The organism is Erythrobacter sp. S57(2025), assembly GCF_057365055.1.
In genome coordinates this window covers 2,862,100-2,887,314 of sequence record NZ_CP200299.1, presented here as the reverse complement: position 1 = coordinate 2,887,314, position 25,215 = coordinate 2,862,100, and the positions used below count along the sequence as shown (strand labels likewise).

At 55.2% G+C, this 25,215-nt stretch carries 30 protein-coding genes; 15 read left to right on the top strand and 15 right to left on the bottom strand.

Annotated elements, in window-relative coordinates:
• The first annotated feature begins 6 nt into the window (after positions 1 to 6).
• On the top strand, positions 7 to 840 hold the full coding sequence (locus AC0V6N_RS13830; protein ID WP_486172123.1) for a DUF815 domain-containing protein: 834 nt from the start codon (positions 7 to 9) through the stop codon (positions 838 to 840).
• Here AC0V6N_RS13830 and AC0V6N_RS13825 read toward each other — a convergent pair.
• A complete protein-coding gene (locus tag AC0V6N_RS13825; protein ID WP_486172122.1) occupies positions 830 to 2,353 on the bottom strand; it encodes a PQQ-dependent sugar dehydrogenase in 1,524 nt (507 codons plus the stop codon). The genes AC0V6N_RS13830 and AC0V6N_RS13825 overlap by 11 nt on opposite strands.
• Here AC0V6N_RS13825 and AC0V6N_RS13820 point away from each other — a divergent pair.
• Positions 2,352 to 2,849, top strand: a complete 498-nt coding sequence (locus AC0V6N_RS13820) for a GAF domain-containing protein (protein ID WP_486172121.1) — start codon at positions 2,352 to 2,354, stop codon at positions 2,847 to 2,849. The two genes, AC0V6N_RS13825 and AC0V6N_RS13820, sit on opposite strands and share 2 nt — an antisense overlap.
• Before the next feature lie 158 nt (positions 2,850 to 3,007).
• Positions 3,008 to 3,925: a glycine zipper 2TM domain-containing protein gene (locus tag AC0V6N_RS13815; protein WP_486172120.1), complete on the top strand. Its 918-nt coding sequence runs from the start codon at positions 3,008 to 3,010 to the stop codon at positions 3,923 to 3,925.
• A 65-nt stretch (positions 3,926 to 3,990) separates the two neighbouring features.
• Here AC0V6N_RS13815 and AC0V6N_RS13810 read toward each other — a convergent pair whose 3' ends face one another.
• The 6 genes from AC0V6N_RS13810 to AC0V6N_RS13785 all read right to left on the bottom strand — a co-directional run bounded on the left by AC0V6N_RS13810 (position 3,991) and on the right by AC0V6N_RS13785 (position 9,955).
• Complete coding sequence (locus tag AC0V6N_RS13810) at positions 3,991 to 4,953, bottom strand: ParB/RepB/Spo0J family partition protein (RefSeq protein ID WP_486172500.1); 963 nt, start codon at positions 4,951 to 4,953, stop codon at positions 3,991 to 3,993.
• 26 nt (positions 4,954 to 4,979) lie between these two features.
• On the bottom strand, positions 4,980 to 5,756 hold the full coding sequence (locus AC0V6N_RS13805) for a ParA family protein (protein ID WP_486172119.1): 777 nt from the start codon (positions 5,754 to 5,756) through the stop codon (positions 4,980 to 4,982).
• Positions 5,757 to 5,811: 55 nt separating this feature from the next.
• Positions 5,812 to 6,447 (bottom strand): 16S rRNA (guanine(527)-N(7))-methyltransferase RsmG, encoded by a 636-nt coding sequence (gene rsmG, locus AC0V6N_RS13800; RefSeq protein ID WP_486172118.1) that lies wholly within the window; start codon positions 6,445 to 6,447, stop codon positions 5,812 to 5,814.
• Positions 6,444 to 8,297, bottom strand: coding sequence for a tRNA uridine-5-carboxymethylaminomethyl(34) synthesis enzyme MnmG (gene mnmG, locus AC0V6N_RS13795; protein WP_486172117.1), 1,854 nt, complete (start codon positions 8,295 to 8,297; stop codon positions 6,444 to 6,446). Before mnmG ends, rsmG begins: the two co-directional genes overlap by 4 nt.
• A gap of 76 nt (positions 8,298 to 8,373) precedes the next feature.
• On the bottom strand, positions 8,374 to 9,657 hold the full coding sequence (gene mnmE / locus AC0V6N_RS13790; RefSeq protein WP_486172116.1) for a tRNA uridine-5-carboxymethylaminomethyl(34) synthesis GTPase MnmE: 1,284 nt from the start codon (positions 9,655 to 9,657) through the stop codon (positions 8,374 to 8,376).
• A gap of 31 nt (positions 9,658 to 9,688) precedes the next feature.
• Entirely contained in the window at positions 9,689 to 9,955 is a 267-nt protein-coding gene (locus AC0V6N_RS13785) for a DUF6489 family protein (protein ID WP_486172115.1), read from the bottom strand.
• Positions 9,956 to 10,095: 140 nt separating this feature from the next.
• Between AC0V6N_RS13785 and AC0V6N_RS13780 the strand changes: the two genes are divergently transcribed.
• A complete protein-coding gene (locus tag AC0V6N_RS13780; RefSeq protein WP_486172114.1) occupies positions 10,096 to 10,518 on the top strand; it encodes a nuclear transport factor 2 family protein in 423 nt (140 codons plus the stop codon).
• Between the two features lie 47 nt (positions 10,519 to 10,565).
• Here the strand turns inward: AC0V6N_RS13780 and rho are convergent, their stop codons facing one another.
• The 3 genes from rho to hemE all read right to left on the bottom strand — a co-directional run bounded on the left by rho (position 10,566) and on the right by hemE (position 13,511).
• Positions 10,566 to 11,831 carry a transcription termination factor Rho gene (rho, locus tag AC0V6N_RS13775; protein WP_486172113.1) on the bottom strand — a complete coding sequence of 422 codons (1,266 nt, stop codon included), beginning with the start codon at positions 11,829 to 11,831 and terminating at the stop codon, positions 10,566 to 10,568.
• A gap of 215 nt (positions 11,832 to 12,046) precedes the next feature.
• The gene (locus AC0V6N_RS13770) at positions 12,047 to 12,490 is read right to left on the bottom strand and encodes a CopD family protein (protein WP_486172112.1); all 444 of its coding nucleotides are present in this window, start codon (positions 12,488 to 12,490) and stop codon (positions 12,047 to 12,049) included.
• Between the two features lie 4 nt (positions 12,491 to 12,494).
• Positions 12,495 to 13,511, bottom strand: a complete 1,017-nt coding sequence (gene hemE / locus AC0V6N_RS13765) for a uroporphyrinogen decarboxylase (protein WP_486172111.1) — start codon at positions 13,509 to 13,511, stop codon at positions 12,495 to 12,497.
• A 331-nt stretch (positions 13,512 to 13,842) separates the two neighbouring features.
• On the opposite strand from hemE, the gene AC0V6N_RS13760 reads away from it, so the two are divergent.
• From AC0V6N_RS13760 to AC0V6N_RS13715, 10 genes are all read left to right on the top strand, one after another.
• Positions 13,843 to 14,688, top strand: coding sequence for a pyruvate, water dikinase regulatory protein (locus tag AC0V6N_RS13760; RefSeq protein WP_486172110.1), 846 nt, complete (start codon positions 13,843 to 13,845; stop codon positions 14,686 to 14,688).
• The gene (locus AC0V6N_RS13755; RefSeq protein ID WP_486172109.1) at positions 14,685 to 15,281 is read left to right on the top strand and encodes a Maf family protein; all 597 of its coding nucleotides are present in this window, start codon (positions 14,685 to 14,687) and stop codon (positions 15,279 to 15,281) included. Before AC0V6N_RS13760 ends, AC0V6N_RS13755 begins: the two co-directional genes overlap by 4 nt.
• Positions 15,278 to 16,141: a shikimate dehydrogenase gene (gene aroE, locus AC0V6N_RS13750; RefSeq protein ID WP_486172108.1), complete on the top strand. Its 864-nt coding sequence runs from the start codon at positions 15,278 to 15,280 to the stop codon at positions 16,139 to 16,141. Before AC0V6N_RS13755 ends, aroE begins: the two co-directional genes overlap by 4 nt.
• A complete protein-coding gene (gene coaE, locus AC0V6N_RS13745) occupies positions 16,138 to 16,734 on the top strand; it encodes a dephospho-CoA kinase (RefSeq protein ID WP_486172107.1) in 597 nt (198 codons plus the stop codon). The genes aroE and coaE overlap by 4 nt, the downstream gene beginning before the upstream one ends.
• 41 nt (positions 16,735 to 16,775) lie before the next feature.
• Positions 16,776 to 17,477 carry a DNA polymerase III subunit epsilon gene (dnaQ, locus tag AC0V6N_RS13740; protein ID WP_486172106.1) on the top strand — a complete coding sequence of 234 codons (702 nt, stop codon included), beginning with the start codon at positions 16,776 to 16,778 and terminating at the stop codon, positions 17,475 to 17,477.
• A gap of 55 nt (positions 17,478 to 17,532) precedes the next feature.
• On the top strand, positions 17,533 to 18,096 hold the full coding sequence (hpf, locus tag AC0V6N_RS13735) for a ribosome hibernation-promoting factor, HPF/YfiA family (protein ID WP_486172105.1): 564 nt from the start codon (positions 17,533 to 17,535) through the stop codon (positions 18,094 to 18,096).
• A 145-nt stretch (positions 18,097 to 18,241) separates the two neighbouring features.
• Positions 18,242 to 18,703, top strand: coding sequence for a PTS sugar transporter subunit IIA (locus AC0V6N_RS13730; protein ID WP_486172104.1), 462 nt, complete (start codon positions 18,242 to 18,244; stop codon positions 18,701 to 18,703).
• On the top strand, positions 18,693 to 19,148 hold the full coding sequence (locus AC0V6N_RS13725; protein WP_486172103.1) for a PaaI family thioesterase: 456 nt from the start codon (positions 18,693 to 18,695) through the stop codon (positions 19,146 to 19,148). Before AC0V6N_RS13730 ends, AC0V6N_RS13725 begins: the two co-directional genes overlap by 11 nt.
• A gap of 7 nt (positions 19,149 to 19,155) precedes the next feature.
• Entirely contained in the window at positions 19,156 to 19,491 is a 336-nt protein-coding gene (locus AC0V6N_RS13720; RefSeq protein WP_486172102.1) for a DUF1491 family protein, read from the top strand.
• A 201-nt stretch (positions 19,492 to 19,692) separates the two neighbouring features.
• Positions 19,693 to 20,364, top strand: coding sequence for a cell wall hydrolase (locus AC0V6N_RS13715; protein ID WP_486172101.1), 672 nt, complete (start codon positions 19,693 to 19,695; stop codon positions 20,362 to 20,364).
• A gap of 73 nt (positions 20,365 to 20,437) precedes the next feature.
• Here AC0V6N_RS13715 and xth read toward each other — a convergent pair whose 3' ends face one another.
• From xth to AC0V6N_RS13700, 3 genes are all read right to left on the bottom strand, one after another.
• Positions 20,438 to 21,244, bottom strand: coding sequence for an exodeoxyribonuclease III (gene xth / locus AC0V6N_RS13710; RefSeq protein WP_486172100.1), 807 nt, complete (start codon positions 21,242 to 21,244; stop codon positions 20,438 to 20,440).
• A gap of 70 nt (positions 21,245 to 21,314) precedes the next feature.
• Complete coding sequence (gene erpA, locus AC0V6N_RS13705; protein WP_486172099.1) at positions 21,315 to 21,644, bottom strand: iron-sulfur cluster insertion protein ErpA; 330 nt, start codon at positions 21,642 to 21,644, stop codon at positions 21,315 to 21,317.
• Between the two features lie 39 nt (positions 21,645 to 21,683).
• The gene (locus AC0V6N_RS13700; protein WP_486172098.1) at positions 21,684 to 22,115 is read right to left on the bottom strand and encodes a CBS domain-containing protein; all 432 of its coding nucleotides are present in this window, start codon (positions 22,113 to 22,115) and stop codon (positions 21,684 to 21,686) included.
• Positions 22,116 to 22,273: 158 nt separating this feature from the next.
• Between AC0V6N_RS13700 and AC0V6N_RS13695 the strand changes: the two genes are divergently transcribed.
• Positions 22,274 to 22,594, top strand: a complete 321-nt coding sequence (locus AC0V6N_RS13695) for a hypothetical protein (RefSeq protein ID WP_486172097.1) — start codon at positions 22,274 to 22,276, stop codon at positions 22,592 to 22,594.
• On the opposite strand, the gene AC0V6N_RS13690 is transcribed toward AC0V6N_RS13695, so the two are convergent.
• Both AC0V6N_RS13690 and AC0V6N_RS13685 read right to left on the bottom strand, forming a co-directional pair.
• Entirely contained in the window at positions 22,591 to 22,998 is a 408-nt protein-coding gene (locus AC0V6N_RS13690) for a (2Fe-2S) ferredoxin domain-containing protein (RefSeq protein ID WP_486172096.1), read from the bottom strand. The genes AC0V6N_RS13695 and AC0V6N_RS13690 overlap by 4 nt on opposite strands.
• Positions 22,995 to 25,157, bottom strand: a complete 2,163-nt coding sequence (locus tag AC0V6N_RS13685; RefSeq protein WP_486172095.1) for a dipeptidyl-peptidase 5 — start codon at positions 25,155 to 25,157, stop codon at positions 22,995 to 22,997. Before AC0V6N_RS13685 ends, AC0V6N_RS13690 begins: the two co-directional genes overlap by 4 nt.
• Positions 25,158 to 25,215 lie beyond the last annotated feature (58 nt).

Sequence of the window (25,215 nt, the reverse complement as noted above, 5' to 3'; positions counted from 1 at the left end):
CCCCTTATGACGGAGCGGGATGTTCTTGAGCGGATGGCCAACGCACTGGAACGGATTGCACCGCCAGAACAAGTCGCCAATGACTGGCTTAGCCACCCGGCCTATGTGTGGGAACAGCACGAAGCGCGACCAATTGCGCAAATAGGCGCTGTTGGACTGGATCATTTGCGCGGAATCGACGTGCAGAAGTCTGGGGTGCTGGAAAATTTGAAGCGCCTATCCCAAGGAGCCGCTGCTCACGACATGCTGCTCTGGGGCGCGCGGGGTATGGGAAAGTCGGCGCTGATCCGTGCATCAGTTCAGACACTGAACGAGAGCAGCACCAGCAATCTAGCACTAATTCAAATAAGCACTGACGCGCTAAGCGGTATTGCCCAATTGATTGAAACACTGGCCGGTATTGATCGCAGTTTCCTGCTCTTCATCGATGATCTCGGTTTCGATGCACAGGATGCGCAGGGAAACCTTTCGCTTCGCAGCGTTCTGGACGGAGGAGCGATTACGAGGCCTCCCCATATTCGTCTTGCTGTTACATCAAACAGGCGCGCAATTGTGCAAAGAGACATGCCATCATCCGACACGCTGCATGAGCGTGATGAGCGCGACAATGCGTTCGCGCTTGCTGATCGGTTTGGCCTGACGTTGGCATTCCACCCCTGCAATCAAGAAACCTATCTTGAAATTGTCGGGGCCTATGTCGCCCCTCTCGGCCTCGAATTCGACGAAGAGGAAGCGTGCGCATGGGCAATTGGGCGCGGCAATCGATCAGGGCGCACCGCCTATCAATTTGCATGTGAGCTGGCCGGACGAGCCGGGCTACCGCTTCAAATTACTGACTGACGCTGCGCCGCAGATAGTCTTCTTCAAACGACGCCTGCGGATCAATCAACTCATTCTGCGGGCGCAATGGCTCGCCTGTAAGCCTGGCGATGCCCGCACCTGCTTCACTTTCGGGAGCGTAGGTCCGCCAGATGATCCCAGCCGTGTCATCTGATACAAGCAAGGATCCATCCCCTGCCCACTCAACCCAAGTTGGACGGCCCTTGGTCGTGCCATCTTCGTTCAAGAAATCGGTGAGAACCGGAATGGGCTTGCCCATCGGATTGCCCCGCTCATCAAACGCGACATAGACCACGTCGTAGCCAGATGGCGGTTTGCGGTTCCACGAACCATGCCGCGCGATAAACGCACCGCTTGCCATATCGTCACCCATCCGGTGACCTTCTGCTGTGAAAACCAAGCCCAAGGCGGCAACGTGTGGTCCCAGTGCGAATTCGGGGTTGCGCGTGTAATTGTCGAGGAAGCGCGGCATCGGCTCATCAACACGCCTGTCAAAATTGTCGCGATAATAAATCCACGGCCAGCCATAATGCGCACCAACTGGTACATTGGTCAGGTAATCGGGCACCAGGTCCGATCCGAGCATATCGCGTTCGTTCACCGTGGTCCAAAGCTCACCCGACCAAGGGCTGAAATCGAGCCCATTGGGATTGCGCAGACCCGCCGCATACTGGCGAGCGGAGCCATCGGCGATGTTGTATTCCCAGATCATTGCGCGGCCTTCTTCGACCGCCATTCCGGATTCGCCGATATTGCTGACAGAGCCAACCGCAATGTAGATCCGGTCGCCATCAGGGTGGATTTCCATATTCCGCATCCAATGGCCGCCGCCCGCGGGCAAATCCATCAGCTTGCGTCCTTCCCCAGTGACTGCATCGCTACCCAACTCATAGTCGAACGCCAAAACGGCGTTGTGATTTGCGACGTAGAGCGTGCCATCCGCCCAGCTCATGCCAGAGGGGGAATCGAGCCCCTCTGAAAGAATGACATTCTGGCTTTCGGCCACGCCATCCCCATCCGCATCACGGAGTAAAACGATTTCATTGGGAGATTCGCCCGCAGCGCCAGCTTGCGAGAACAAATAGCTCGCCACCCAGCCGCGAATGGTGGCCATGATGCCGCCATCACCGTCCCCGCTTAAAGGCGAGCGGGTCAGCGTGACCAGAACATCGCCATTGGGCAGCGCATAGAGAACACGCGGGTGATCGAGCCCCTCAGCAAAGCGATTAACCGCCATACCGTCTGCCGCGGTAGGAATTTGACCATCCTCCCAACCGACAGGCTCAGCGATCTGAACCGTAGGGAAGCTCTCGGCCGCTGGTTCCTGCAAGGTGGGTTCAGTGCCAGCAACGGCATCGACCGAAAGATCCGCCGTGTCACCGCGCGAAAGATAGAACAAGGCTGCGCCAACGACGACAGCGAAGACGAGCACAAAGATTGCGAGTTTGCGTAGAATTCCCATGCGAAGAGGAATAGGGGAGCCATTCGATCCCGACAACAGGATAACGCGCATGTTCGATTTCAAACCTGACGACACTCTGGATACGCCAGAGCGCTATCGCCAATTGTGCGACGCGGCCGATGCTTTGACGAGCGGTGAGGTCGATCCGGTGGCGAATATGGCGAATGTCGCCGCGTTGCTCTGGGAATTTGTGCCCGATCTTAATTGGGCCGGATTTTATCGTATGGGTGAGAATGCAGAGGGCGAAGCGGAGTTGATTCTCGGCCCGTTTGTCGGGCGCCCGGCCTGTATTCGCATTCCGATCGGTAGAGGGGTTTGCGGGTTGGCAGCCTCTGAAGGGCAAACACAGCTCGTCGAGGACGTCCATTCCTTCCCCGGCCACATCGCCTGCGATGCAGCAAGCCAGTCGGAGCTCGTGGTTCCGGTCATTGAGAAAGGCAGAGTTATCGCCGTGATCGATTTGGACAGCCCGAATGTCTCACGCTTCTCAGGCGAAGACGCTGAAGGGCTCGAGAAGCTCGCCAAATTGCTTGCCGGTCGAATTTAAGCGCTTTCGTTACAAATTCTTACCGGCATAACCGCCCCGAAACGAGACAACGCCGCCTGTGCGGCTTGGCGCGCCGCTTAGCGCGATGGTAAACCTCTTGGTAACTAACAAAACTGTTACGCATCGCGCGAGTCGCGCGTCTCTTTTGGGGAAACACTATGACTTTGACTGTTCACACCCGCCGGACTGCGACCGCGATGGGTCTTGCTGCGGCGGCTTTTGCGCTGCCAACAGCTGCGAATGCGCAGGCCCTTCCGCCAATGAGTGACAGCGAAGTGCAAACGCTTCCACCTGAGTTGCAATCTGCGCCGGTTGTCGAAGATTATAGCGAAACCTCGATCGATGCAGACGGCGTTGAGACTATCACGCGTACCCGTCGCATCGAAACGCGCTATCCCGAAACGACTGAATATGTAGAGCAATCGCCTCACACTGGGTATAATCAGAGCTACACACAGGGCTACGCACCGGTGCATGGCTATGCTCCTGCCGCAGCCGTGTTTCAGCGCGATCAATGGATTGATGAATGTGAAGCCCGCACCAATGGTCGCGGCGACCGTGAAAAAGGCGGGATCATTGGCGGCCTTCTGGGAGCGCTCGCCGGCGGCCTGATAGGCAACCGCGTTTCGGATAGTGAACGCCTAGGCGGAACACTGATTGGCGCTGGTGTCGGTGGTCTCGGTGGTCTGGTGCTCGGCAATCTGATCGGTGGCGGGCGAAACAGCGATGGCGATTATGATTGTGAAGCTGCTCTCGACAGTTACCTTTCGCAACCTGGTTATTATGGTGCGCCGGCGGCCCGCGTCGCCTCACGCACTATCCCGGCGCCGGTTTATCAGGCTCCAGCCTACCCCACCTACGCGCAACCGGTGCAGTACAGCTATGCGCCGGCATACAGCTACACTTACGCGCCGCCGCAGCAGATTGTTTACGTGCCCGTTGAATACCAACAGCAGCAGCGAGTAATCGTGCGTGAAACGGTTCGCGAAGAAGTGGTGCCAGGTGCGGCCCGCACGATTCCTGCGCCACAGCCGGTTCCGCTTCCACAGCGCCCGCGCTACATCAAAGGCAATTGATCGGGGTGTCGCGGCGACAAGTTGCGCCGCGCAACTTCACTGGTGGGGGGTGGTAGGCTTTTGGCCTAGATGTCTCCGCCAGTTAGACGCTGACACACTAGGTCAAGCTGGTCCAGAGTCCCATATCGTATTGTAATTTCACCAGATTTTGGATCTTGATCAGCTTTGATGCGAACCCTTAATCCGAGAAATTCTTCAAGGTGATTTTGCACAGCCACGATGTCGGCGTTGGCCTGTGCGCTGCCCATGGTTGCGGCGTGCGGCTGCATCTCAACAACGCCGCCCTTAGCACTCTTGCGAACAAGTTTTTCGACTTCGCGCACTGAAAGGTTGTCTTTCACAGCCTTCTTCGCAAGTTTGGCCGCGTCGTCATGCCCGATCAGCGCACGCGCATGCCCCATTGAGAGCTGGCTCGTTTCAACCAGATCAAGAACTGCATTAGGCAAAGCCAGTAACCGCTGGATATTCGCGACATGGCTGCGGGATTTCTCGACCATCCTGGCGATTTCCGCCTGCGTCATCCCTTCCGCATCGGATAGCTTTTGATAAGCCCGCGCTTCTTCGACGGGGTTGAGATCTTCACGCTGCAAGTTCTCGATCAGAGCAAGGGCAACCACCTCGCGATCGCTCAAATCGCGTACAAGCGCCGGAATCTCGTGCAACCGCGCCCGTTGCGCGGCACGCCAGCGGCGCTCACCTGCAACCAGCTGATACTTTCCACCTGGTCGCGGGCACACAATAATCGGCTGAATAACACCGCGGCTCGCTATCGAAGCCGCCAGCTCATCGAGTGCGTTTTCATCGAAGTGCTTGCGCGGATTGCCTGCCAACGGCTCAATCGACGCGATTGGGAGCGATTTGAGGGGGGATTCAGCAGCATTCTGAGCGGATGCCACAGTATCGCCAGAGCTGCCGCTGACGGCCGCTTGCACCAAAGGCTCTTCGCGCTTGGTCTCACCCAAAAGCGCACCCAAACCCTTACCTAGCTTCTTTTTGCGCGCGGCGGCGCTCTTAGCGGAGTTCTCCATGGTTCCGATATTGCCTAGTTTCTTACTCACGCGGCTTGCCTCTCTGCAGGAAATCGACCGATCAGTTCACGAGCCAACGCCATATAGGCGCGACTGCCAACGCACGTGTTGTCATAGATTAGAGCTGGCATTCCATGGCTTGGGGCCTCGGAAAGCCTGACATTGCGCGGAATTACGGTCTCAAACACCAAATCGCCCAAGCACTCTCGCACATCATCCGACACCTGATCGGTAAGCCGATTGCGCCGGTCAAACATGGTGAGCGCTACGCCAATAATGTCCAATGATGGGTTGAATCGTTGCTGCACACGCTCAACGGTCTGCAAAAGCTGGCTGAGACCTTCAAGCGCAAAGAACTCGCATTGGAGGGGAACGAGCAGGGTATCCGCCGCACAGAGCGCATTGAGCGTCAGCAAACCAAGCGATGGCGGACAGTCAATAAAGCAGATATCGTAATCATCACAGCGGTTTAGGGCAGTCCGCAACCGATTAGCGCGGTCATCTACCGAGACTAGCTCAACCTCGGCTCCACTCAAGTCAACGGTCGCAGGGACGAGATCCAGCCGTGGAATGTCTGTACCGACCGCTGCTTCGGCGAGTGGGACCTCATCAACGAGCATATCATAGCTCGAAAGCTCTCGAATATCTGCACCCACTCCTAGGCCAGTCGACGCGTTTCCTTGCGGGTCAAGATCGATCAGCAGAGTGCGCCAACCGGTGGCAGCCATCGCCGTCGCCATGTTGATTGCCGTGGTGGTCTTCCCCACCCCGCCCTTTTGGTTGGCAATCGCAATCGTCAGCATAGCACTTCCCATCTATATTTCGGGGTCAAAACTGGCCTCCAAAAGGCCACGAGCTCTATTTGCTCACGATGATCCCTGCTTCGGCATCGGTCAATGAGTGTTTCACGTGAAACATGTTCCGAATCGAAGCTTTCGACTGAGACAGTTCGTGCGCCGCTGAACGCCCCTTGGGCAAGAGGTAGCGCGTGCGCTTTGTGGAGAAGGGTGCGGATAAGCGGAGGAGTTTATCCAACGGAGCAAAGGCCCGTGCCGAAATGATCCAAGCATCAAATGGATCAACCAGCTCCAAACGCTGGCCCTCTACCTTGCAATTGGTGAGCTCCAGCTTTGCAATGCAACGCTCCAGAAACTCTACACGCCGCCCTCGAGATTCGACCAAAACGCAAGGAATTCTGGGGACTGCAATCGCGATCACCAGCCCCGGTAGGCCTGGTCCGGAACCCAGATCAAGCCATGGCCCAATCGGCACTCGATCCATATATGTTTCACGTGGAACATGCTCGAGCAGTTGCGCGCTATCGGCAATATGTCGAACCCACAGATTTTCTTCAGAACTCTTGCTGATCAAGTTCTGTTTTTGATTTTCCTCAATCAAAAGCTCAGCATATAGCTGCAGCCGCTCAATCGCAGCCGTGTCCGCCCACCGCTCAATATAGGCTCTTGCTTGGTCTTCGCTCGAAAGAAGTGTCACGCCGCGCGCTGCCACCGACGTGCGTGGACTAGCAACGCTGACAATGCCGCTGGGGTTACACCCGGCACCCTGCCCGCGGCTGCAAGGCTGCTTGGGGCAGCACTCGACAAGCGTTCAACCATTTCATTCGAAAGGCCCGGAACCTCACCATAAGGAAAATCAAACGCGAGTGGCAGCTCCTCGCTCGCCCTCAAATCACGAAGTTCAGCCTCCTGACGGGCTAGATAGGGTGCATAGGCCGCATCCTCAGCCATCTCTTCGGCAAGCTGGTGGTCGATGGACAATGCCTCACCCAACCAAGGAGACAGCGCCTCAAGGCCGATTCCGTCATGCCGAAGCCACTCCTCCAATGGCTTCTCCCCACCATCACGGCGAACATTGAGCCCTGCATCAGCCAATTCCTTGGCATGCACCTTTGCTGCAAACGCTTCACTGAGCTGTGAGCGGGTTTCTTCGCGAGCCCTGAACCAATCAGCCCTCTTCTGTCCAATACAGCCTGCTGCCAGGCCAAGCGGAGTAAGCCTCGTGGAGGCATTGTTGGCCCGCAGGCGCAACCTATATTCGGCGCGTGAGGTGAGCATGCGATAGGGCTCGGTAACGCCCTGCAAGGTCAGATCATCGATCATGACCGCAATGTAGGAATTGGCACGATCGAGCTTGGGACCCTCTTTGCCAAGTACGGCTGCTGCCGCTTCAAGCCCTGCGATGAGGCCTTGCGCGGCGGCCTCTTCATACCCGGTGGTACCGTTAATCTGCCCAGCGCAATACAGGCCCGGGATCGCGCGAAGCTGCAGATCTATGGTCAATGCCCGCGGATCAATGTGATCGTATTCTACGGCATAACCAGGCACCGCCATCTCAACTGCATCCAAGCCGGGCATAGCGCGAAGCATCGTCAGCTGCACATCAACCGGAAGCGATGTGCTGATCCCATTAGGATAGACTAGATGTGTGCTCAGCCCCTCAGGCTCGAGAAAAACCAAGTGGCCATCACGGTCGCCAAACCGGTGAATCTTGTCCTCAATCGAAGGGCAATAGCGAGGCCCAGCCGCGTCAATTGCGCCTGAGAATAGCGGCGAGCGGTGAAGATTGGCGCGGATAACATCGTGTGCTGACTGTGTGGTGCGTGTGATTGCACAGAACACTTCGGCGTTCACACGCCGCTCTACCATCGGCGACATAGTCCAATTCTCATCATCGGAGGGCTGCTCATCAAGCGCCGCCCAATCAATGGTACGCCCATCGATCCTTGGTGGTGTGCCGGTCTTAAGCCGCGCCATTGGCAGGTCAGACTCGCGCAACTGCTCTGCGAGGCGCCTCGCGGCATTCTCCCCAATGCGTCCGCCTTCAAAGCGCTCTTCACCCCGGAAAAGCACGCCACCGAGGAACGTGCCAGTGCATAAGACCACTCGCGACGCATCTAACTGAGTGCCATCGGCAAGCTTCAATCCGGCCAGCCTGCCACCGCTCAGCATCAGCTCTGCAGCTTCGCCTTCGATCAAGGTGAGGTTGTCTTGGGACTTTACAATTTGCTGCACCGCCGCCTTGAACAATCTGCGATCAGCCTGCACGCGGGGGCCCCAAACGGCGCTACCCTTAGAACGATTGAGCATCCTGTAGTGAATTGCGCCGGCATCAGCGGCTCGGCCGATCACGCCATCAAGCGCGTCGACCTCGCGAACCAGATGCCCCTTCCCCAGCCCACCAATCGCTGGATTGCAGCTCATTGCACCCACAGCATCAAGATCAAAGCTGACAAGGGCGGTGCGCGCGCCCATCCGCGCTGACGCACAGGCCGCTTCGACACCGGCATGGCCACCGCCGATTACAAGAACATCAAACTCATGCATGCCGTGGCAAATAGGGGTTCAAACACCCTTCGTCAAAGCTGTTTCACGTGAAACATCTCGCAGGAGAGATTGATGACTATTTGCCAATGCAAAACCGTCCAAACAAAGCGTCCAGCATATCTTCAGTCGTCGCTCGTCCGATTAACTGGTCAAAGGCCAGTCGTGCTTGTCGCAGAGCCTCCGCCCTTAGGAGCAAGTCGCGCTCATTTTTCGAAACACTCAGCGCAGTATGTACTTGGTCAAGTTTGGAATGCTGACGTGCATTCATCGCCACCTCTCCCGGTTTGGGCAAAGTGCGACTGGCAGCATCGACCAACGCAGTCTTCAGGGCATCCACTCCCTCACCTGAGATCGCCGACACTCGGTAGTGCGAGCCAGTTTTAGGAGCGAAGCCGGGCCCATCACAGCGTGCCGCAACCTCCCACGACCCTTGTGGGCCCTCGCCCTGCTCTCCAAGCCAAAGGACGATATCAGCCTTCAACAGTTCGGCCTCAGCGCGCTCAATACCCATGCCTTCAATCTCTTCGGCAACGTCATCACGCAAACCAGCAGTATCTACAAAGGAAAAGGGCACGCCAGAAATCGCAACCGATCGTTCGATCACATCGCGAGTAGTTCCAGCAATCGGCGAGGTTATGGCTGCTTCACTTTCAACCAAAGCATTGAAAAGTGTAGATTTCCCGGTGTTTGGTGGGCCTGCCAATACTACTCGAAAACCCTCTTTCAACTTTTCCGACCGAGGGCGAGATAGATGCTCGGCGAGTTCAGCCGACAAAGCTTCAAGGTTAGTCGTGAAAGCTTCGGGAAGATCAGTAACATCGTCTTCATCAGAAAAATCCAGCGCCGCCTCAACATAGGCCGAAAGCTGGAGGACTTGCTCGCGCCAAGCGGCGACTTTGGACGACAACGCCCCTCCAAACTGTGCCGTCGCAGCCTGTCGCTGCAATTCGGTTTCAGCCTCAAGCAGGTCCGCAAGCCCCTCAGCCTCAGCTAGGTCTAAGCGGCCATTGGCAAAGGCCCGGCGGGTAAACTCCCCGGCCTCCGCCGCTCTGCAACCGTCGATTTGGCTGAGTTCGGCACACAAAGCGGCAATTACCGCCCGCCCCCCATGGCAGTGCAACTCTGCGCAATCCTCTCCGGTGGCCGTATTGGGCGCTGGAAACCACAAAACAAGTGCCTCATCCAGCATTTCGTCTGAAGCAGATTTGAGTGTAGCGAGGCTCGCTCGCCTTGGTTCGAAGTGCTTACCTGCAAGCTGCAATAGCGCTTCACCGGCTTGCGCGCCGCTGATGCGAATTATCGCAATCGCCGCAGGGGGAGACCCGCTCGATACTGCAAAAATGGTCGAACCCTGCGCCATGCTTAGATCGGTTGCGCTAAGTCAGCTCAGCTTAGTCATCCGAACTCTTTTTCTTCGAACTGGAAGAACCAGCACTACGGATCCCGCCTTCCACAAAGTTCTGGAACATTTTGAGCCCCACCTGCCCCATCGGAGCAAGTGCCTGCGCGTACTCGCGCAATTGGTCAGGGTTGCTCACCCCTTTCATCGCCTTGGTGACATTGTCGACATAGACGCTGTTTGCCTGGCTAACATCGGGGAGCCCCATAAAGCTGCGCGCCTCTTCAGGAGTGCAATCAATCTCGATGTTCACTTTCACGGGCTCTCTCCACATTGCCCCCGGTCAACCGGGAAAACTCAACCTGTGTCTAGCAATGTGGGGCTGCAAAAGCCAAACCGCAACAAGCGCGCAGAATTGTGCTTTGCATATCGTCGGTTTCAGACGTAGCTCTATCGAATATGACGCAAACCAATCTAACGCCCGTTCCCATCAAAACATGCTTGAACGATTGGCACAAAGTGGCCGAAGGTGGCAGCAAAGCCGACGACCTTGTTGCAATCCTGCATGAAGATGCAGTGTTTCATTCCCCCGTCGTGCACACACCCCAGCGCGGAAGGCCTATCGTCGTGGCTTATTTGTCAGCTGCGGGAGCAACCCTTGGTAACACCACATTCCGTTACGTCCGTGAAATAGCGAGCGGGCGTTCAATAATCCTTGAGTTTGAGACCGAAATGGAAGGAATCGACGTCAATGGGGTCGATATGATGACCTTTGACGATGATGGCCTAATCACCGACTTCAAAGTGATGATCCGCCCGCTGAAAGCCGTGAACAAGGTTTGGGAAATGATGGGTGCTCAACTCGTAAAGAGCAAAAGCTAGCGAATTGAAGCAGCCGCAACCGCTTCAATCCCCGTCATACATCGCCCTTATTGATTCATCGTGTCGAAGAAGTCTTCGTTGGTCTTGGAATCTTTCATCTTGTCGAGCAGGAACTCCATCGCATCGACAGTGCCCATCTGCATGAGAATACGACGCAGGACCCACATCTTGGACAGCTTGTCCTTCTCGACAAGCAATTCTTCCTTACGTGTGCCAGACTTACCTACATCAAGCGCAGGGAAAATTCGCTTGTCTGAGACCTTGCGATCAAGGACAATTTCCGAGTTGCCGGTGCCTTTGAACTCTTCGAAGATCACCTCATCCATCCGGCTGCCTGTGTCGATCAAGGCGGTAGCAATGATGGAAAGCGAGCCGCCCTCTTCAATGTTACGAGCGGCACCAAAGAAGCGCTTTGGACGCTGGAGGGCGTTCGCATCAACACCGCCGGTGAGGACTTTACCAGAGCTAGGAACAACGGTGTTGTAAGCACGGCCCAGACGCGTGATTGAGTCGAGAAGGATCACTACGTCCTTCTTATGTTCAACCAAACGTTTCGCTTTTTCAATCACCATTTCAGCGACTTGAACGTGGCGATTGGCAGGTTCGTCAAAGGTTGAGGAGATCACCTCTCCATTCACACTGCGCTGCATATCGGTCACTTCTTCAGGCCGCTCATCGACCAGAAGGACCAACAGGAACACCTCTGGATGGTTGTCGGTAATAGCCTTTGCGATGTTTTGCAGCAGCACCGTCTTACCGGTGCGCGGCGGTGCAACGATCAGCGCACGTTGGCCCTTACCTTGAGGTGATACGATATCGATCACACGCGCCGACTTGTCTTTAACCGTGGGATCAAGCGTATCCAGGTTGAGCTTCTGGTCGGGATAAAGCGGCGTAAGGTTATCGAAATTGGTCCGCATACGCACTTGCGCCGGGTCTTCGAAGTTGACCGTGGTCAGCCCGGTAAGAGCAAAATAGCGCTCGCCCTCTTTTGGCGCGCGGATCTCGCCTTCTACGGTGTCGCCAGTGCGCAGACCCCATTTGCGAATCTGGTTGGGCGAGACATAAATATCGTCTGGTCCAGCAAGATAATTCGCCTCTGGGCTACGAAGGAAGCCAAAACCATCTTGCAGCACTTCGATAGTGCCGATGCCCATGATCTTTTCTTCGTATTCCTCATCTTCGGCGAGTTCGCGAAGGATGCTGAAGAACAAATCTTGGCGGCGCATAGTCGACGCGCCTTCTACGCCCAGCTCTTCTGCCATCTGAACCAGATCAGCCGGCGTGCGTTCTTTTAAGTCTTTGAGATGCATTGTTTATTTGTCCAATTCAGGCCGTAATTAGGCCAATACGCAGATGTGCCGGCGGGTCAGTACCTCTTTGGACGAGGCGCTCCTTTATCGGAGCATGGGCTTGGAGAAAGCAGACCTAGCCTTGCGCGGTGCAACGCCGATGCCGATTTGATGTTCGCGAAAATATGGGTGGTTGGGCTCTAGGTCAATCGTTGATTGATCGAAGACGAAAGAATTCAGAACGGTTTCAACACCACAAGAACGACGATCAAAAGCAGGAGAAGGCCGGGGACCTCGCCCACCATCCGCAATGTCTTTTCGGAAAGAGGTCGTTCGCCGCGCGCCATCTTCTTTGTCTGGCCGACCAACCAACCGTGATAGCCGGTCAAGATAAGGACCAATGTAAGTTTGGCATGCAGCCAACCATTGGAGAAATACCCAAACGCATAAGCGAGCAGCAATCCAAACACCCAGACAAGCAACATGCTGGGCGTAAGAATAATCTTGCGCAGTTTGCCCATGCGTACTGCCCATTTCGCCTCACCCTCAGATCCGGCTGCGTGATCGAGCATGTAGATGCATTGGCGCGGCAGCATGAAGAGCCCTGCCAGCCAGAACACCATGAAGATGATATGGCCTATACGAAGCCATGGGGAGATAGAGAGCAGAGCGTCTTGCATCGCGTCAGCCTCTCACCGCGCGTAGCAATTCTTCGACATGCTCAATCGGCGTGAATTGGCCAATACCATGTCCAAGATTGAAAACATGCGGACGGTCTTCAAACGCGTCCAAAACCGTTCTGACGCGCTTTGGTAGAGCGGGACCACCGGCTTCCACCAATAGTGGATCAAGATTGCCCTGCACAGGCATGCCCTCTGGCAAAACTGAATGCGCCCAGGCTGGATCAAGCGTTTCATCAAGGCCAACTGCATCAACACCTGTTTCGCGGGCGTATGCAGGCAGTTTGGCTCCTGCCCCCTTTGGGAAGCCAATTACAGGCGTATCAGGATGCGATTCCTTGATGGCCGCGGTGATTTTGGAATTTGGGGCAATAACCCAGCGTTCAAATTCATTAGGAGCAAGGCTCCCTGCCCAGCTGTCAAACAATTGCACGGCCTCTGCACCTGCATCAATTTGACCGCGCAAATAACCAATCGAAACCTCGATAATGGCATCACAGATCGCCTGGAGCCGCGCTGGATCATGATAAGCAAGCAAACGCGCAGGGCCCTGATCCTTCGATCCTTCACCAGCGATCATGTAGGTTGCAACCGTCCAAGGCGAACCTGCAAAGCCCAGCATTGTTACCGCTTCGCCAATTTGCTGCCGGGTCAGTCGCACCGTCTCATAGATTGGATCGAAACGCTCAGGTTGCGCAGTAAAATCAGCCAGTTCGCTTTCGAGCAATGTGGGACTAAGCTTTGGCCCTTCGCCTGCAAGAAATTCGAGACCCTGACCCATTGCATGCGGGACGATCAAGATATCTGAGAACAGAATTGCTCCATCGAAGGCAAATCGACGGATCGGCTGAACCGTAATCTCGGCAGCCGCTTCGCTGTCATAGACGAGCTCGAGAAAGCCGCCTTTTTCAGCGCGCAATTCACGATATTCAGGGAGATAGCGACCAGCTTGGCGCATGAGCCAAACGGGAGCAATATCTTGGGCGGAACCCTTCAGGGTGTCGAGCAAAGGACCAGGCATGGCGTACCTCTAATCAAATAAATTATAGTTTTAAAAGGATTGATGGAGTCTGTTGGCCCTGTGGATAGTGGGAATTACCGGTCACTGCCTGATTTCTCCAAAGACACAAGGGGTTTTGCGTAGGCTGCGAATCTGCGGGAGCCTTGAGTCAAGCGAGAACTATCCCCACTCTCCCCAGCCTGTCGACATCCGCTATCCCGTGTAGAGAAGCTTTTAGAGGAAATACGTGATTATGCGCATGGAATCTCCTCCCATGCTTGTCGACGGTCCTCTCCCGTGGTTTATGCCCGCAACTGTCCACAAACGTTAAAGAGACTACGCGAATCGCCTTATGAACCGCCTGAATCTGCACCTTGTCTCGGATTCCACCGGTGAAACGCTTGAGATGATAGCGAAAGCGGCGCTGGCCCAATTCGATGATCCGACCGTTAGCAGGCATTTTTGGCCAATGGTAAGGTCGCGCCAGCATCTCGACCGGATTGTCCCGGATTTGGCAACCAACCCAGGGCTTGTGCTTTTCACTTTGGTCAATCCAGAGACGCGTGCCCGGCTTGAAGAACACTGCCGCCAGCTCGGTTTACCCGCTGTCCCCGTCCTTGATCAGGTCACAGCCGCCTTAGAGGCGCAATTAGGGCAAGAGGCACATGGCCGCCCCGGACGTCAGCACGCGATGGATGCAGACTATTTCAAGCGCGTGGATGCGATTCAATACACAATCGCCCATGACGATGGCATCGCGCATGAGGATTGGGAAGAAGCCGATATCGTTCTTGCGGGCGTGTCTCGCAGCTCCAAGACTCCGACCAGCATCTACCTCGCCAATCGCGGGTACAAGGTCGCAAATATTCCGCTGGTGGTGGAAAGCCCCCCACCCAAGGCATTGTTTGGATTACGGCATCCTTTGATTGTCGGTCTTACAACCGCGCCAGAGCGGCTTGTCCAAATTCGTCGCAATCGCCTGCTTTCTTTGAACGAGGGCACTGAGACCTCCTATGTCGACAATGACAAGGTGAGGTCGGAGATCCAATTCGCCCGCCGGATGTTTGCCGACAATGGCTGGCCGGTGATTGACGTAACGCGCCGCTCGATTGAGGAAAGCGCAGCTGCGATTATTCGCCTGGCACAGGAACGCGAACGCAAAGATCGCACAGTTGGCGGGGTGTCTAAGCCGATATGAGCGCTCCGCAATTGATCCTTGCTTCAAAGTCCGCGTCGCGAAGAGCTATGCTTGATGCCGCTGGCGTTACTTATGACGCTATGCCCGCGGATGTGGATGAGCGGGCAATCGAAGAAGAGTTGCGCGGCGCAACCCCTCCCGAGATCGCAGAGGCTTTGAGTGTCGCCAAGGCGGCAGCCATTGCTGAATCCCACCGCGATAAACTGGTTTTGGGAAGCGACTCCCTCGTGGTCGTCGAAGGCAAACGTTTCGACAAACCTGCCTCGCGTGAAGATGCCGCCGAGCATTTGCGGTTCTTCTCAGGCAAAGCGATTGAATTGCATAGCGCGGCCGCTTTGGTCCGCGGGGACACATGCGAATGGAGCCACACCGATCGTGCCATGCTGCATGTTAGGGACTTGTCTGACAGATTTATTGAGCACTACCTCGAAGCGGAATGGCCGGATATCGGATACACCGTGGGATGTTTTCGGATCGAGGCCATGGGGGTGCAGCTGTTTGAACAGATTGAAGGGGACCAGTTCACCGTATTGGGTATGCCATTGATTTCAGTCCTGGGTGCTCTGCGTGAACACGGTGTGTTGCTCTCATGAGTTCGGATGTTCCCCTTGCCCACGTGATTGGCGATCCGATTGCACAGTCCAAATCCCCCTTGATCCATCAGTTTTGGTTGGAAAAACTTGACATCAAAGGCCGGTATGAAACGCAGCTTGTCGAGGCAGGATCGCTTGGCAGCTACATCAAAGATGCAAAGGCAATCCCGGATTGGCGCGGGTGCAATGTCACCATGCCGCACAAACAAGCCGTGATGGCGCAGCTCGATTCAGTTGAGGATCTGGCCAAGCGCGTTGGCGCAGTGAACACCATTTTTCGATCCTCCGATGGACAGTTAACCGGTGCAAACACCGATATGGGTGGATTTCTCGAACCACTTAGACCTGAGCTAGAAAAGCAGCACTATTTTCGCATGGCTCGCATTTTGGGCACTGGTGGGGCCGCCCGGGCCATTATCGTTGCCCTTGCCGATCAGGGCTTCACATTGGTTGTTGCTGGCCGCGATGCTCAAAAGGCGCGAACATTGCTGGATGAATTAGCGCCCAAGGGTGAGCATCACGCAGTGCACCTCTCACACTTTGCTGACCCCACCGACTTCGCATTTGATGATAGAGAAGGCTGCCTCGATCTGGTCATCAACGCCTCACCTCTCGGAATGACAGGCAGTGCACCGCTCGAGTTCGATTGGAGCCACGCACCACCAGGCGCGATCGCCTATGACATTGTGTATAGTCCTATCGACACGCAATTCTTGAGGAACGCGCATAAAGCAGGCCACCAGACCATTGATGGGCTCACTATGTTGATTGGTCAGGCCGCAATAGCCTTCGAACGCTTCTTTGGTGCGCCACCGCCCCGGCAATATGATGCAGAACTTAGAAAGTTGCTGCTGCGATGAAAGGTCCCAAGATAATTGGCCTCACCGGCTCAATAGGTATGGGCAAATCCACCGTTGCCGCCATGTTCGAAGCCGCCGGAGTTCCTGTTTTCGACGCCGATGCAGAAGTGCGGGCGATGCAAGGGCCAGAGGGCGAATTGCTTGAGGCGATAGAGGCGGCCTTTCCGGGGTCAACGGGCGTAGATGGAGTAGACCGGGACGCGTTGGGTAAACTCGTTTTTGGCGACAAGCAAAAGCTCGCCAAGCTTGAGTCAATTGTGCACCCCGCCGTTGGCGAAAAGCGCGCGAAGTTTCTTGCCGACAATACTGATGCAAAACTCATTGTGTTCGACATACCCCTGTTGTTTGAGCGTGGTGGTGACGCCGCTGTTGATGTGGTTGTGGTGGTCTCTGCTCCGCAGGACGTGCAGCGCGAAAGGGTCTTGGCCCGTCCTGGCATGACTGCTGAAAAATTTGCGCATATCCTTGGTCTACAGACGCCCGATGCTGAAAAGCGCAAAAGAGCCCATCATGTGATCGATACCTCCACCAGTCTTGATCAGACCAATGCGCAAGTTCGGGCTTTGATCGATCTGCTCAGCGAAGTTGAATAGAGCACTTGCGCACTGGTGTGAGAGGGTGAATAACATGCCAAATGCGTGAAGTGATATTCGACACAGAAACCACCGGTTTGGACCCCAAAACCGGGGATCGGATGGTTGAAATTGGCTGTGTCGAGATGATTGGCCGGGTTGAGACGGGCAATTCCTATCACGCCTATTATAATCCTGAGCGCGACATGCCTTCTGCCGCCGAAGCGGTTCATGGTCTTTCCATCAGCTTTCTATCTAGCAAGCCACTCTTTGCAGATACGGCTGATGAACTGCTCGAATTCCTAGGTGATGCGCCACTGGTCGCGCATAATGCGGGTTTCGATTTTGGCTTTTTGAATTCTGAGCTGGAGCGGATTGGCCGTGATCCTATCGGATTGGATCGCATGGTTGATACGGTGGCGATCGCGCGCAAAAAGCACCCGGGGGCCAAGCTTTCGCTTGATGCCCTTTGCTCACGCTATGGCGTTGATCGCAGTCACCGCGTGAAACATGGAGCCTTGCTGGACGCCGAACTGCTCGCGCAAGTCTATGTAGAGCTCACTGGTGGACGGCAAATCGGATTGGAGCTTGCAGCAGAAGCGGCTCCTGTAGCTGCTAAATCAGAGACTGCCCAATCTGTTGTTACAAAATCGCCAATAACACGAGAGCGTCGCGAACCGCGCCCACATGTTGCGACGGCTGCTGAATTGCAACGTCACGCCGATTTCATATCCGGATTGGAAGGCGCAATCTGGAACCGTTGAACTTTGGACCAATGCAGTTTTTCCGGTTGGCCTGAGCTTTGAGGAGAGACAAGAAATGGATATCCGAATTTCAGGACATCAGGTTGAGACCGGAGCCGCACTTCAAGAACATGCATCGGACAGACTGACCGATATTGTTGGCAAGTATTTCGACCGTGCGATCTCCTCTCACATCACCTTTGGCAAAGGCCCAGGCGGTTCATTCAGCTGCGATATTGTGACGCACGTAACACAAGGCTTGATTCTAAAGGCACAGGGATCCGCGCATGATGCGCATGTTGCGCTCGACGAATCGGCTGGCAAAATTGAAAAGCAGCTTCGCCGCTACAAAAGGCGGCTAAAAGATCGGCACGAGCGCGCACTTCAAGTTCGCGCCGAGGAAGAGGCGGCCTACACGATTTTTGCAGGCGAGGAGCCTGAAGAAGAGGTTGTTGCACAGGCCCCTCCTATCATTGCTGAAACAAGCGTCGATATCCCTGAGGCCAGTGTCGCAGATGCGGTTATGATGCTCGACTTGAGGCATACTCCAGCGCTGTTTTTCAAAAATGCTGGAACTGGCAGGCATAATATGGTTTATCGCCGCGAAGACGGATCGATCGGATGGGTTGAACCGCGTTAGGACCAAAAAATCTGGGTTCGGTAGGGAGCCGTAACGACACCAGAAGGGTCCAGCCCTAGACATAGACGAGCATGCTTGCGCCCCGAACGCGATCACGCTTGTCACTTGTTGGGTTCACGGGAACTATGGGAATTAAGTAGTTACAATGGACGTTAGTATCGCAATCGTGCCGGAGGCTGTCGCCTTGGCCCACCCCCAAAATAGCACTGAGATTTTGCAGCACGTCGCTGATCTCTTCGCGAATGCCTATGGATTGGAGTCCGGGGCTGTTTTGGAAGGATTGGAACAGCGTGAAGCCCTAGGCAGCACGGGTTTCGGCCGCGGTGTTGCGATCCCTCATTGCCGGAGCACATCGGTTAAGCGCCCGACAATGGTGCTCCTCAAGCTGAAAGAGGCGGTCGATTTCAAGGCTGCTGATGCGATACCCGTGACGTTGGCGTTTGGCCTTGTTTCTCCAGAAAATGCTGGCGCGTCTCATCTTCATGCCCTTGCGGCAATTTCAAGGCTCGTGCGTGACGAGGCAATGTTGAAATCCTTGTCTGATGCGGCAGACGAAGAAGCCCTGTTCGCCCTCCTCACCAATCAATTTTTGCGCGATGCGGCCTGATAACGAAGGCGCCGATCTCCACTATCGGGCGTTGGAGCGGCTTTACGCTTCTGCGCCGGTGAATGGAGTTTTTCAGTCTAAGCTCGCGATCAAAGGTGAGGGGCGGTCGCGGCTGACATTTACCGTGACCAACGACGTCTACCATGCGGCTGGTGCGGCGCATGGGACAATATACTTCAAAATGCTCGATGATGCGGCGTTCTACGCTGCGAATACACTGGCGACCGATCGGTTTTTGCTGACGACCAGTTTCAACCTACATTTCACAAAGCCCGTGCGCGAGGGCGAAGTCGTCGCCGAAGGGCGCTGGGTAAGCGGCAAGCGCAGGGTTTTGGTCGCCGAATCGCGTTTGATCGATGCTGAAGGTGACGAAATCGGCCGCGGAACAGGCACGTTCATGCGATCACGCATAGCTCTCTCCAGCCTCCCCGGATATGCGGCTTAAGGCGCTGATGAGCGAAAGGCTTCCTGCCCATCTTGAAATCTCCGGCCTGATTCGACTTGTCGAATCGAATGGCGGCAGTGCGATGGTCCTACACAAAGGCGAGCGCGATGCTGGAACGATCCTCTTGGTAACTATGTGTCGCGGTGAAGATACCCGCCTCTACGAAAGGATGCCTGATCTTGACGGTTCACGCAGCTTCGTAATCACGAAATCACAAAACACTGAAAATCCATTGGAATTTCCAGAATACGTACAGAGACGATCTCAGCAAGACCCCGATATTTGGGTTTTGGAGGTGGATATCGACGATCCAGAACGGTTCATCGGACTTTTGCCGCGTTAACTTGACATAGTATCAATTGAGACTATTTCGCCTCCAGCTTCCAGGTGCGTAGGCCACGGAAACGACATTACGGTCGTTGAATTGGCGCGCAGACGGGGGGCAGCCGGCAGGCAAACACGGACCACCCTCTTAACCAACGCGAACACTCGCAACAGGTCCCACCTGCGACGGAGCTTGCTCACCGCATAGATTGTAGATTTCATGAGTCGTAAGACTTATTCATTGAGTGCTGCCGCAATAGTCGCGACAGCTGGATTGAGCTTCTCGAGTGCCGACGGCGCTGTAGCGATTGCTCAAGATTCAGGCGTGATTTCGCCAGAACAAGACGAAGCAGAGACCACTGCTGTTCAACCAATTGAGATCGTGCCGGAGCAATCCCGCTTTGTCTCCCAGGAAGTTGTTCAACCCATCCCCGAACCGAGTGAGACTGAAGCTGACGCGACTGGCGTTGAAGCATCTTCGCTTCGTGAACTCGTTGGATTGGTCAATCGCGACGCCCCCCTTAGCGAACAGATGCGTTGCCTTGCAGGCGCTGTTTATTTCGAATCACGCGGTGAGCCGCTGGCAGGCCAACTCGCCGTTGCGCAAGTTGTTATCAACCGCTCCGAAGATCGCCGGTGGCCCGCAAGCTATTGCGGCGTAGTCTACCAGCGTTCGCAATTCTCCTTTGTTCGTGGCGGCCGTATGCCCCAGATCAACACGTCTTCGGCCGCTTGGACGCGCGCCAAAGCGGTAGCGCGAATTGCGCATGATGGATTGTGGGAATCAGAGGCTGCTGAAGCGGTTTACTTCCACGCCAATTATGTTCGTCCGCGTTGGAGCCGGTCAAAGACTCGCCTCACACAGATCGACACTCACGTATTTTATCGTTGAGAAAGCGTGTTTTGGAAAAGAGCTCTCGCCCGTTTGGGCGGGAGCTCTTTTCGACTCTCAAATATCGAGAATGCTAGCCGTTTAAGATCGCCCAAGTGGGTGCGTGGTCGCTCGCTTTTTCCCGTCCGCGATGTTCGCGGTCTACACCGACGCTTTGCAGGCGGTCAGCGAGTTCCGGAGACAGCAGAATGTGGTCGATCCTAAACCCGTGATCACGTTGCCATGCACCGGCTTGATAATCCCAATAGGTCCAGACACCACCATTCGGATTTAAAGTGCGCACCGCATCAGTCCAGCCGTCAGCGAGCAGTCGGTTATAGGCGGCGCGGGACTCAGGCTGCATCAAAGCATCATTTTGCATCGCCTTGACCGCATAGACATCATCATCTTCGGGAATGACATTGTAGTCGCCCAAAACCGCTGCAGGTACTTCTTCCGCCCAAATCTGCTTCATACGACCGCGAAGCTTTTCCATCCACGCGATTTTGTAGTCGAATTTTGGTCCCGGCTGAGGGTTACCGTTGGGAAGGTAAATGCACACGATTCGTGCGCGCTCACCATCTTTGATCAGATCAGCCTCTAGGTAGCGAGCCTGCTCGCCCTCCCCTTCTTTCGGACCGTCAATCCCTAGGCCGCGCTGCACTTCTTCAATGGAATATCCCGCCTGGGTATCTGCAAGAATGGCAACACCATTGAAGCTCTTTTGACCATACCAAATCGGCTGATATCCAAGCTCTTCAAACTCGCCTGCTGGGAAGTCTTTGTCTTGGCTTTTGACCTCTTGCAGGCACGCTACCGATGGCCGTGTTTCACTAAGCCATTCCTTAAGCCGAGGTAGGCGCGCTTTGATACCGTTGATGTTGTAAGTCGCAATTTTCATCGTTCTGTCCATGCAGCAACGAATTGCGTGCGTCTATTGGAGAGTGAACGATATGCGAGGCATTGTAGGATCAGATGCCAAAGCTTGAACCGCATCCGCATCCAGCTGCGGCATTGGGGTTCTCTACGCGAAACGCCGCCCCGCCCAATGACTCAACGAAGTCGACGACGCTGCCTTCGACGAGGTCAAGGCTAACCGGATCCACGATCAATCGCACACCATCTGTTTCGCTGACGCTATCATCACCGTCGGCCGCTTCTGCGAGGTCAAACTTGTATTGAAAACCTGAGCAGCCCCCACCTTCGACAGAGAGCCTCAAAATCGCAGGCTTTGTCTGCTTTTCAGCAATCCAAGCCACGCGCTTTGCAGCAGCTGGTGTAAGGGTAAGTGTTTGGGCCATGCCTATAACTTAAGGACCCACGGTCCGATGCTCAAGGTGTCAGACTGTTTGAATATAATCGCGCAGTGCCGCGGCTTCGTGCTCAACCTCATCGATTTTGCTTTTCACAAGATCACCGATCGAGATGAATGCGACGAGCGCGCCATTCTCAACTACCGGGAAGTGACGGAAGCGACGCTTTGTCATCAACGCAAGAGCATCATCGATACGTGTACTAGGCTCCACAGTGACAGCTGGCGAGGTCATGATCGCTTCAACCGGTAGATTTAGGCAGGCGCTGCCTTTTTCCGCCAGTCGGTAGATAATATCGCGCTCAGACAAAATCCCCGCAACCTGCCCTGCGCGCATGACAGGCACAGCACCGATCCGTTTTCCAGCGAGGATAGAGACGGCTTCGACAACCGGGGTCGTAACATCGCAAGAAACAATGTCCGATGCGTCCCGGTCGCCAATAATCTTGGCAATTGTCATGTTGGGACTCCTTCTAGTTGTTCCAAAATGCCACGAATCCGGTGAAAAAGCGAATCGGTGTTTGTGCTTAGGGGCAGACGGGATGGTTGCTAGATGCCGAACCAGTGTTGCGCATTGTCAGCTTGCAATGCTGCGAACCACGCCGCATTGGGTTGGGAATGGTCAAGAAGTCCCCTCTCGACGATCCCGAAAACGCGGCGCATGCCTGGGCGCGATATCGCCAGATCATGAAGCTGCTGTTGGGCGTAACAATTGCGACTGTCCTCGTGGCTGTCGGCATACTTTATGCTTTTAATGGCATGATTTCCGTACATTTTTACATCGCGGTTGCGTTGGGGATTAGCTTCACGATGCTGCTAGCGGGCGGGCTTATGGGGCTCGCCTTTCTATCGAATGGGACCGGACATGACGAATCGGTCGATAATCGTTTGCCTGATAGCGATGAGCTATGGGCGCCTAAGGATGACGACGACCGCTAAGCAGGAGGGCTAAGTTGATAATCCTCAACCGGCTGCCCACCAATCAAGTGTTCCTGAATAATCCGTTCCAACACGTCAGGCCCGCATGAATGGTACCAAACACCATCGGGCCAAACGACAGCGATGGGGCCGTTTGCACAAATCTGTAAGCAATCTGCTTTGGTGCGTTGAACCCCACCACCCTCTCCGCGCGGACTTTCCGATGTGCGTTTTGGACCGGCAAGGGCAAGCTCTTTCAATCGATCCTTGAGATACTGCCAAGCGACTGCACCTTGTGCCGGGGCACAACACTTTTGCTTTTCTGACAGAGCACACAGGAAGATGTGTCGCTCAATTTCGCGCCCTGCCCTGCCATATTGTTTAGCCAGCGCAGTTTGAGCGGCTAGCAAACCGTCTTCACTCATTCCTCGCTCTCGCTTTGCGGTTTGAGCCACCGATCAAGCCAAGCGAACACCGTATTATGCCACTGCAGCGAGTTTTCAGCGCCGAGCACCCAGTGATTTTCATCTGGGTAGACAAGCAGTTGCGAAGGAATGCCCCGTTCTTGCAGTGCTGTGAAGCTTTGTAGACCTTGTGTGTATGGCACTCGAAAGTCACGCTCGCCCGCGATCACAAGCATTGGTGTTTGCCAATTGTCGACATGGTTCACAGGATTCCAGCGCTCATAGGTTTCTTGCGCTTCAGAATAGGAACCACCGAAATCCCAACGCGGGAACCACAATTCTTCGGTCGAATAGTAAAAGCTGCGCATGTCGAACAGGCCATCATGTTGGACCAGACAATCAAAACGGTCAGGCCAATTGCCCGCGATCCAATTCACCATATAGCCGCCGTAACTTGCGCCCATTGCACAAGCGCGGGACCCGTCAATTTGAGGATCGAGTTCAAGCGCAGCGGCAAGCCCCTTTTGCAGATCGACTAGCGGTTTTCCGCCCCAATCCTGATTGATGGAGTCCATGAATTCCTGTCCGTATCCGGCAGATCCATGGAAATCGACCGAGACCACCGCGTAGCCTTGGCTCGCCACGACACGCGGATTCCAGCGGCTTGACCAACCATCGCGGAATGAGCCCTGCGGCCCGCCATGGATGTAGAGGATGACGGGAATTGGCCCCTCTTGTTCTTCCAGACGAGTAATCTGGCCCCAGACGGTATCCCCTTCGGCGCCTTCGAAGCTGAACCGAGTTGTGACGGTGGAGGCCTTTTGCCCCATGGCACTGGTCACTTCGTCCGTTATGGGGCGCGCCGTCCTCCCGGCATCTGCCACAAAAAGCTCGCTAGGCGCGCCGATCGAATCCCTGGTGAATAACAACCTATCACCGGGCAAAGCCACCACATTTCCGATATGCGCTTCGTGGCCCGCCATTAGGTTGAGCTCAGTTACGGCTCCAGTCTTTGGATCAATGCTGAATACGGGCGTGTCGAGTACATCTGCAGCAGTCGCAAATAGGCGCGAGCTATCGGTGCTCCAGCTTAGCGAGCCAAAAGACAGGTCAGTGTCTTGCGTGAGCGCTCTTGTTTCTCCGCTCTCAAGGTCGCGCAAATGCACCACCAGCCGATCGGATTCGTATCCAGGCCGTTCCATCGCAAGATACGCAAGTGTCTTGCCATCTGGAGAGGGTGCCGGGGAGCTGTCATGCGCTCGATTGCTTTGGGTCACTTCTGTTGGAGCTGTACCGGACAGATCCGACCAGTAAATGTCGAGATCAGTGGATGTAGGTTCTGCCGCGCCAGCTTCTCGCGCTACGAAATACAATCCTGATCCGTCGGGAGCCCATGCAACGTCGCTGCTGCCGCCAAAGGGCATGGTTGGTGTGTTTCCGGTCAAACCACCAATCGACGATCCACCATCGACCGCCATCCCATCACCGGATAGCTCGCCATTTTCCAATCCGAAGACGAACACTCGATTAAGAACGCCTGGCTCGATCCACCGGTCCCAATGGCGGTAGAAACCGTCGGCTCCGTCATAGAGGCGGCCTGTTCCAAGCGACTCCTCTCCTGGTTCGCAGCCGAATGTTTCGCAATCGCGATTCATTTCCGACCAAAGGGCAATTTTGTCGGCGCTCGGCGCTAGGCTGAATCCGGCTATATCGGCATCTGGAATGTCAGCGACCAGCATGGGGCCTGTCACATTGCCATTGGCCTCCAACGCAACGCGCCAGACCCGTGCACGCTCTACTTCCTCTTCGTCAGTGTGCTGAAAGCTCACAAAATAGAGAAAGTCATCTGGGCCGAATGCCAGGCCATAACCTTCAAGGCCTAAGTCGAACGCGATTGGGGTCGCACCAGCTTCCTGCAAATCGAGCACGTAGTGCGAGGCGGCTCTGTCAAAGGTATCTGCGTCGGTATTGGTAACGGAGTAAACCGCGTAACGACCCGACTGGGTCACTGTCGGACCACCTAGGCGAGGCATGGTGACGAGGTCTAATGCTGACATAGGAGGCTTGGTCACGCCCTCTATGTCAGTAGATCGCTCAGAATGGCTTTCCGCATGTACTGTAGTAGAGAAAAGCGCGATAGCGGCGGCGCAAGTTGCGGCCTTCAAAAGTGATTGTCCCATAGGCGAATAGCCTAACGACAGCGTCGTTTAGATACCAGCGAAACCAGCACTAGTCAGG

Coding starts and splice junctions, on each gene's coding strand:
- AC0V6N_RS13805 (WP_486172119.1), bottom strand. CDS start 5,756: ATGCTGACGATTGCGATTGCCAACCAAAAGGGCGGGGTGGGGAAGACC.
- AC0V6N_RS13730 (WP_486172104.1), top strand. CDS start 18,242: ATGGACGTTAGTATCGCAATCGTGCCGGAGGCTGTCGCCTTGGCCCAC.
- aroE (WP_486172108.1), top strand. CDS start 15,278: ATGAGTTCGGATGTTCCCCTTGCCCACGTGATTGGCGATCCGATTGCA.
- AC0V6N_RS13770 (WP_486172112.1), bottom strand. CDS start 12,490: ATGCAAGACGCTCTGCTCTCTATCTCCCCATGGCTTCGTATAGGCCAT.
- hpf (WP_486172105.1), top strand. CDS start 17,533: ATGGATATCCGAATTTCAGGACATCAGGTTGAGACCGGAGCCGCACTT.
- AC0V6N_RS13720 (WP_486172102.1), top strand. CDS start 19,156: ATGAGCGAAAGGCTTCCTGCCCATCTTGAAATCTCCGGCCTGATTCGA.
- rho (WP_486172113.1), bottom strand. CDS start 11,831: ATGCATCTCAAAGACTTAAAAGAACGCACGCCGGCTGATCTGGTTCAG.
- AC0V6N_RS13820 (WP_486172121.1), top strand. CDS start 2,352: ATGTTCGATTTCAAACCTGACGACACTCTGGATACGCCAGAGCGCTAT.
- AC0V6N_RS13695 (WP_486172097.1), top strand. CDS start 22,274: ATGGTCAAGAAGTCCCCTCTCGACGATCCCGAAAACGCGGCGCATGCC.
- coaE (WP_486172107.1), top strand. CDS start 16,138: ATGAAAGGTCCCAAGATAATTGGCCTCACCGGCTCAATAGGTATGGGC.
- AC0V6N_RS13700 (WP_486172098.1), bottom strand. CDS start 22,115: ATGACAATTGCCAAGATTATTGGCGACCGGGACGCATCGGACATTGTT.
- AC0V6N_RS13685 (WP_486172095.1), bottom strand. CDS start 25,157: ATGGGACAATCACTTTTGAAGGCCGCAACTTGCGCCGCCGCTATCGCG.
- AC0V6N_RS13780 (WP_486172114.1), top strand. CDS start 10,096: ATGACGCAAACCAATCTAACGCCCGTTCCCATCAAAACATGCTTGAAC.
- AC0V6N_RS13825 (WP_486172122.1), bottom strand. CDS start 2,353: ATGCGCGTTATCCTGTTGTCGGGATCGAATGGCTCCCCTATTCCTCTT.
- hemE (WP_486172111.1), bottom strand. CDS start 13,511: ATGCCTGGTCCTTTGCTCGACACCCTGAAGGGTTCCGCCCAAGATATT.
- AC0V6N_RS13830 (WP_486172123.1), top strand. CDS start 7: ATGACGGAGCGGGATGTTCTTGAGCGGATGGCCAACGCACTGGAACGG.
- AC0V6N_RS13725 (WP_486172103.1), top strand. CDS start 18,693: ATGCGGCCTGATAACGAAGGCGCCGATCTCCACTATCGGGCGTTGGAG.
- AC0V6N_RS13815 (WP_486172120.1), top strand. CDS start 3,008: ATGACTTTGACTGTTCACACCCGCCGGACTGCGACCGCGATGGGTCTT.
- dnaQ (WP_486172106.1), top strand. CDS start 16,776: ATGCGTGAAGTGATATTCGACACAGAAACCACCGGTTTGGACCCCAAA.
- erpA (WP_486172099.1), bottom strand. CDS start 21,644: ATGGCCCAAACACTTACCCTTACACCAGCTGCTGCAAAGCGCGTGGCT.
- AC0V6N_RS13755 (WP_486172109.1), top strand. CDS start 14,685: ATGAGCGCTCCGCAATTGATCCTTGCTTCAAAGTCCGCGTCGCGAAGA.
- xth (WP_486172100.1), bottom strand. CDS start 21,244: ATGAAAATTGCGACTTACAACATCAACGGTATCAAAGCGCGCCTACCT.
- mnmG (WP_486172117.1), bottom strand. CDS start 8,297: ATGCATGAGTTTGATGTTCTTGTAATCGGCGGTGGCCATGCCGGTGTC.
- mnmE (WP_486172116.1), bottom strand. CDS start 9,657: ATGGCGCAGGGTTCGACCATTTTTGCAGTATCGAGCGGGTCTCCCCCT.
- AC0V6N_RS13760 (WP_486172110.1), top strand. CDS start 13,843: ATGAACCGCCTGAATCTGCACCTTGTCTCGGATTCCACCGGTGAAACG.
- AC0V6N_RS13810 (WP_486172500.1), bottom strand. CDS start 4,953: ATGGAGAACTCCGCTAAGAGCGCCGCCGCGCGCAAAAAGAAGCTAGGT.
- AC0V6N_RS13715 (WP_486172101.1), top strand. CDS start 19,693: ATGAGTCGTAAGACTTATTCATTGAGTGCTGCCGCAATAGTCGCGACA.
- AC0V6N_RS13690 (WP_486172096.1), bottom strand. CDS start 22,998: ATGAGTGAAGACGGTTTGCTAGCCGCTCAAACTGCGCTGGCTAAACAA.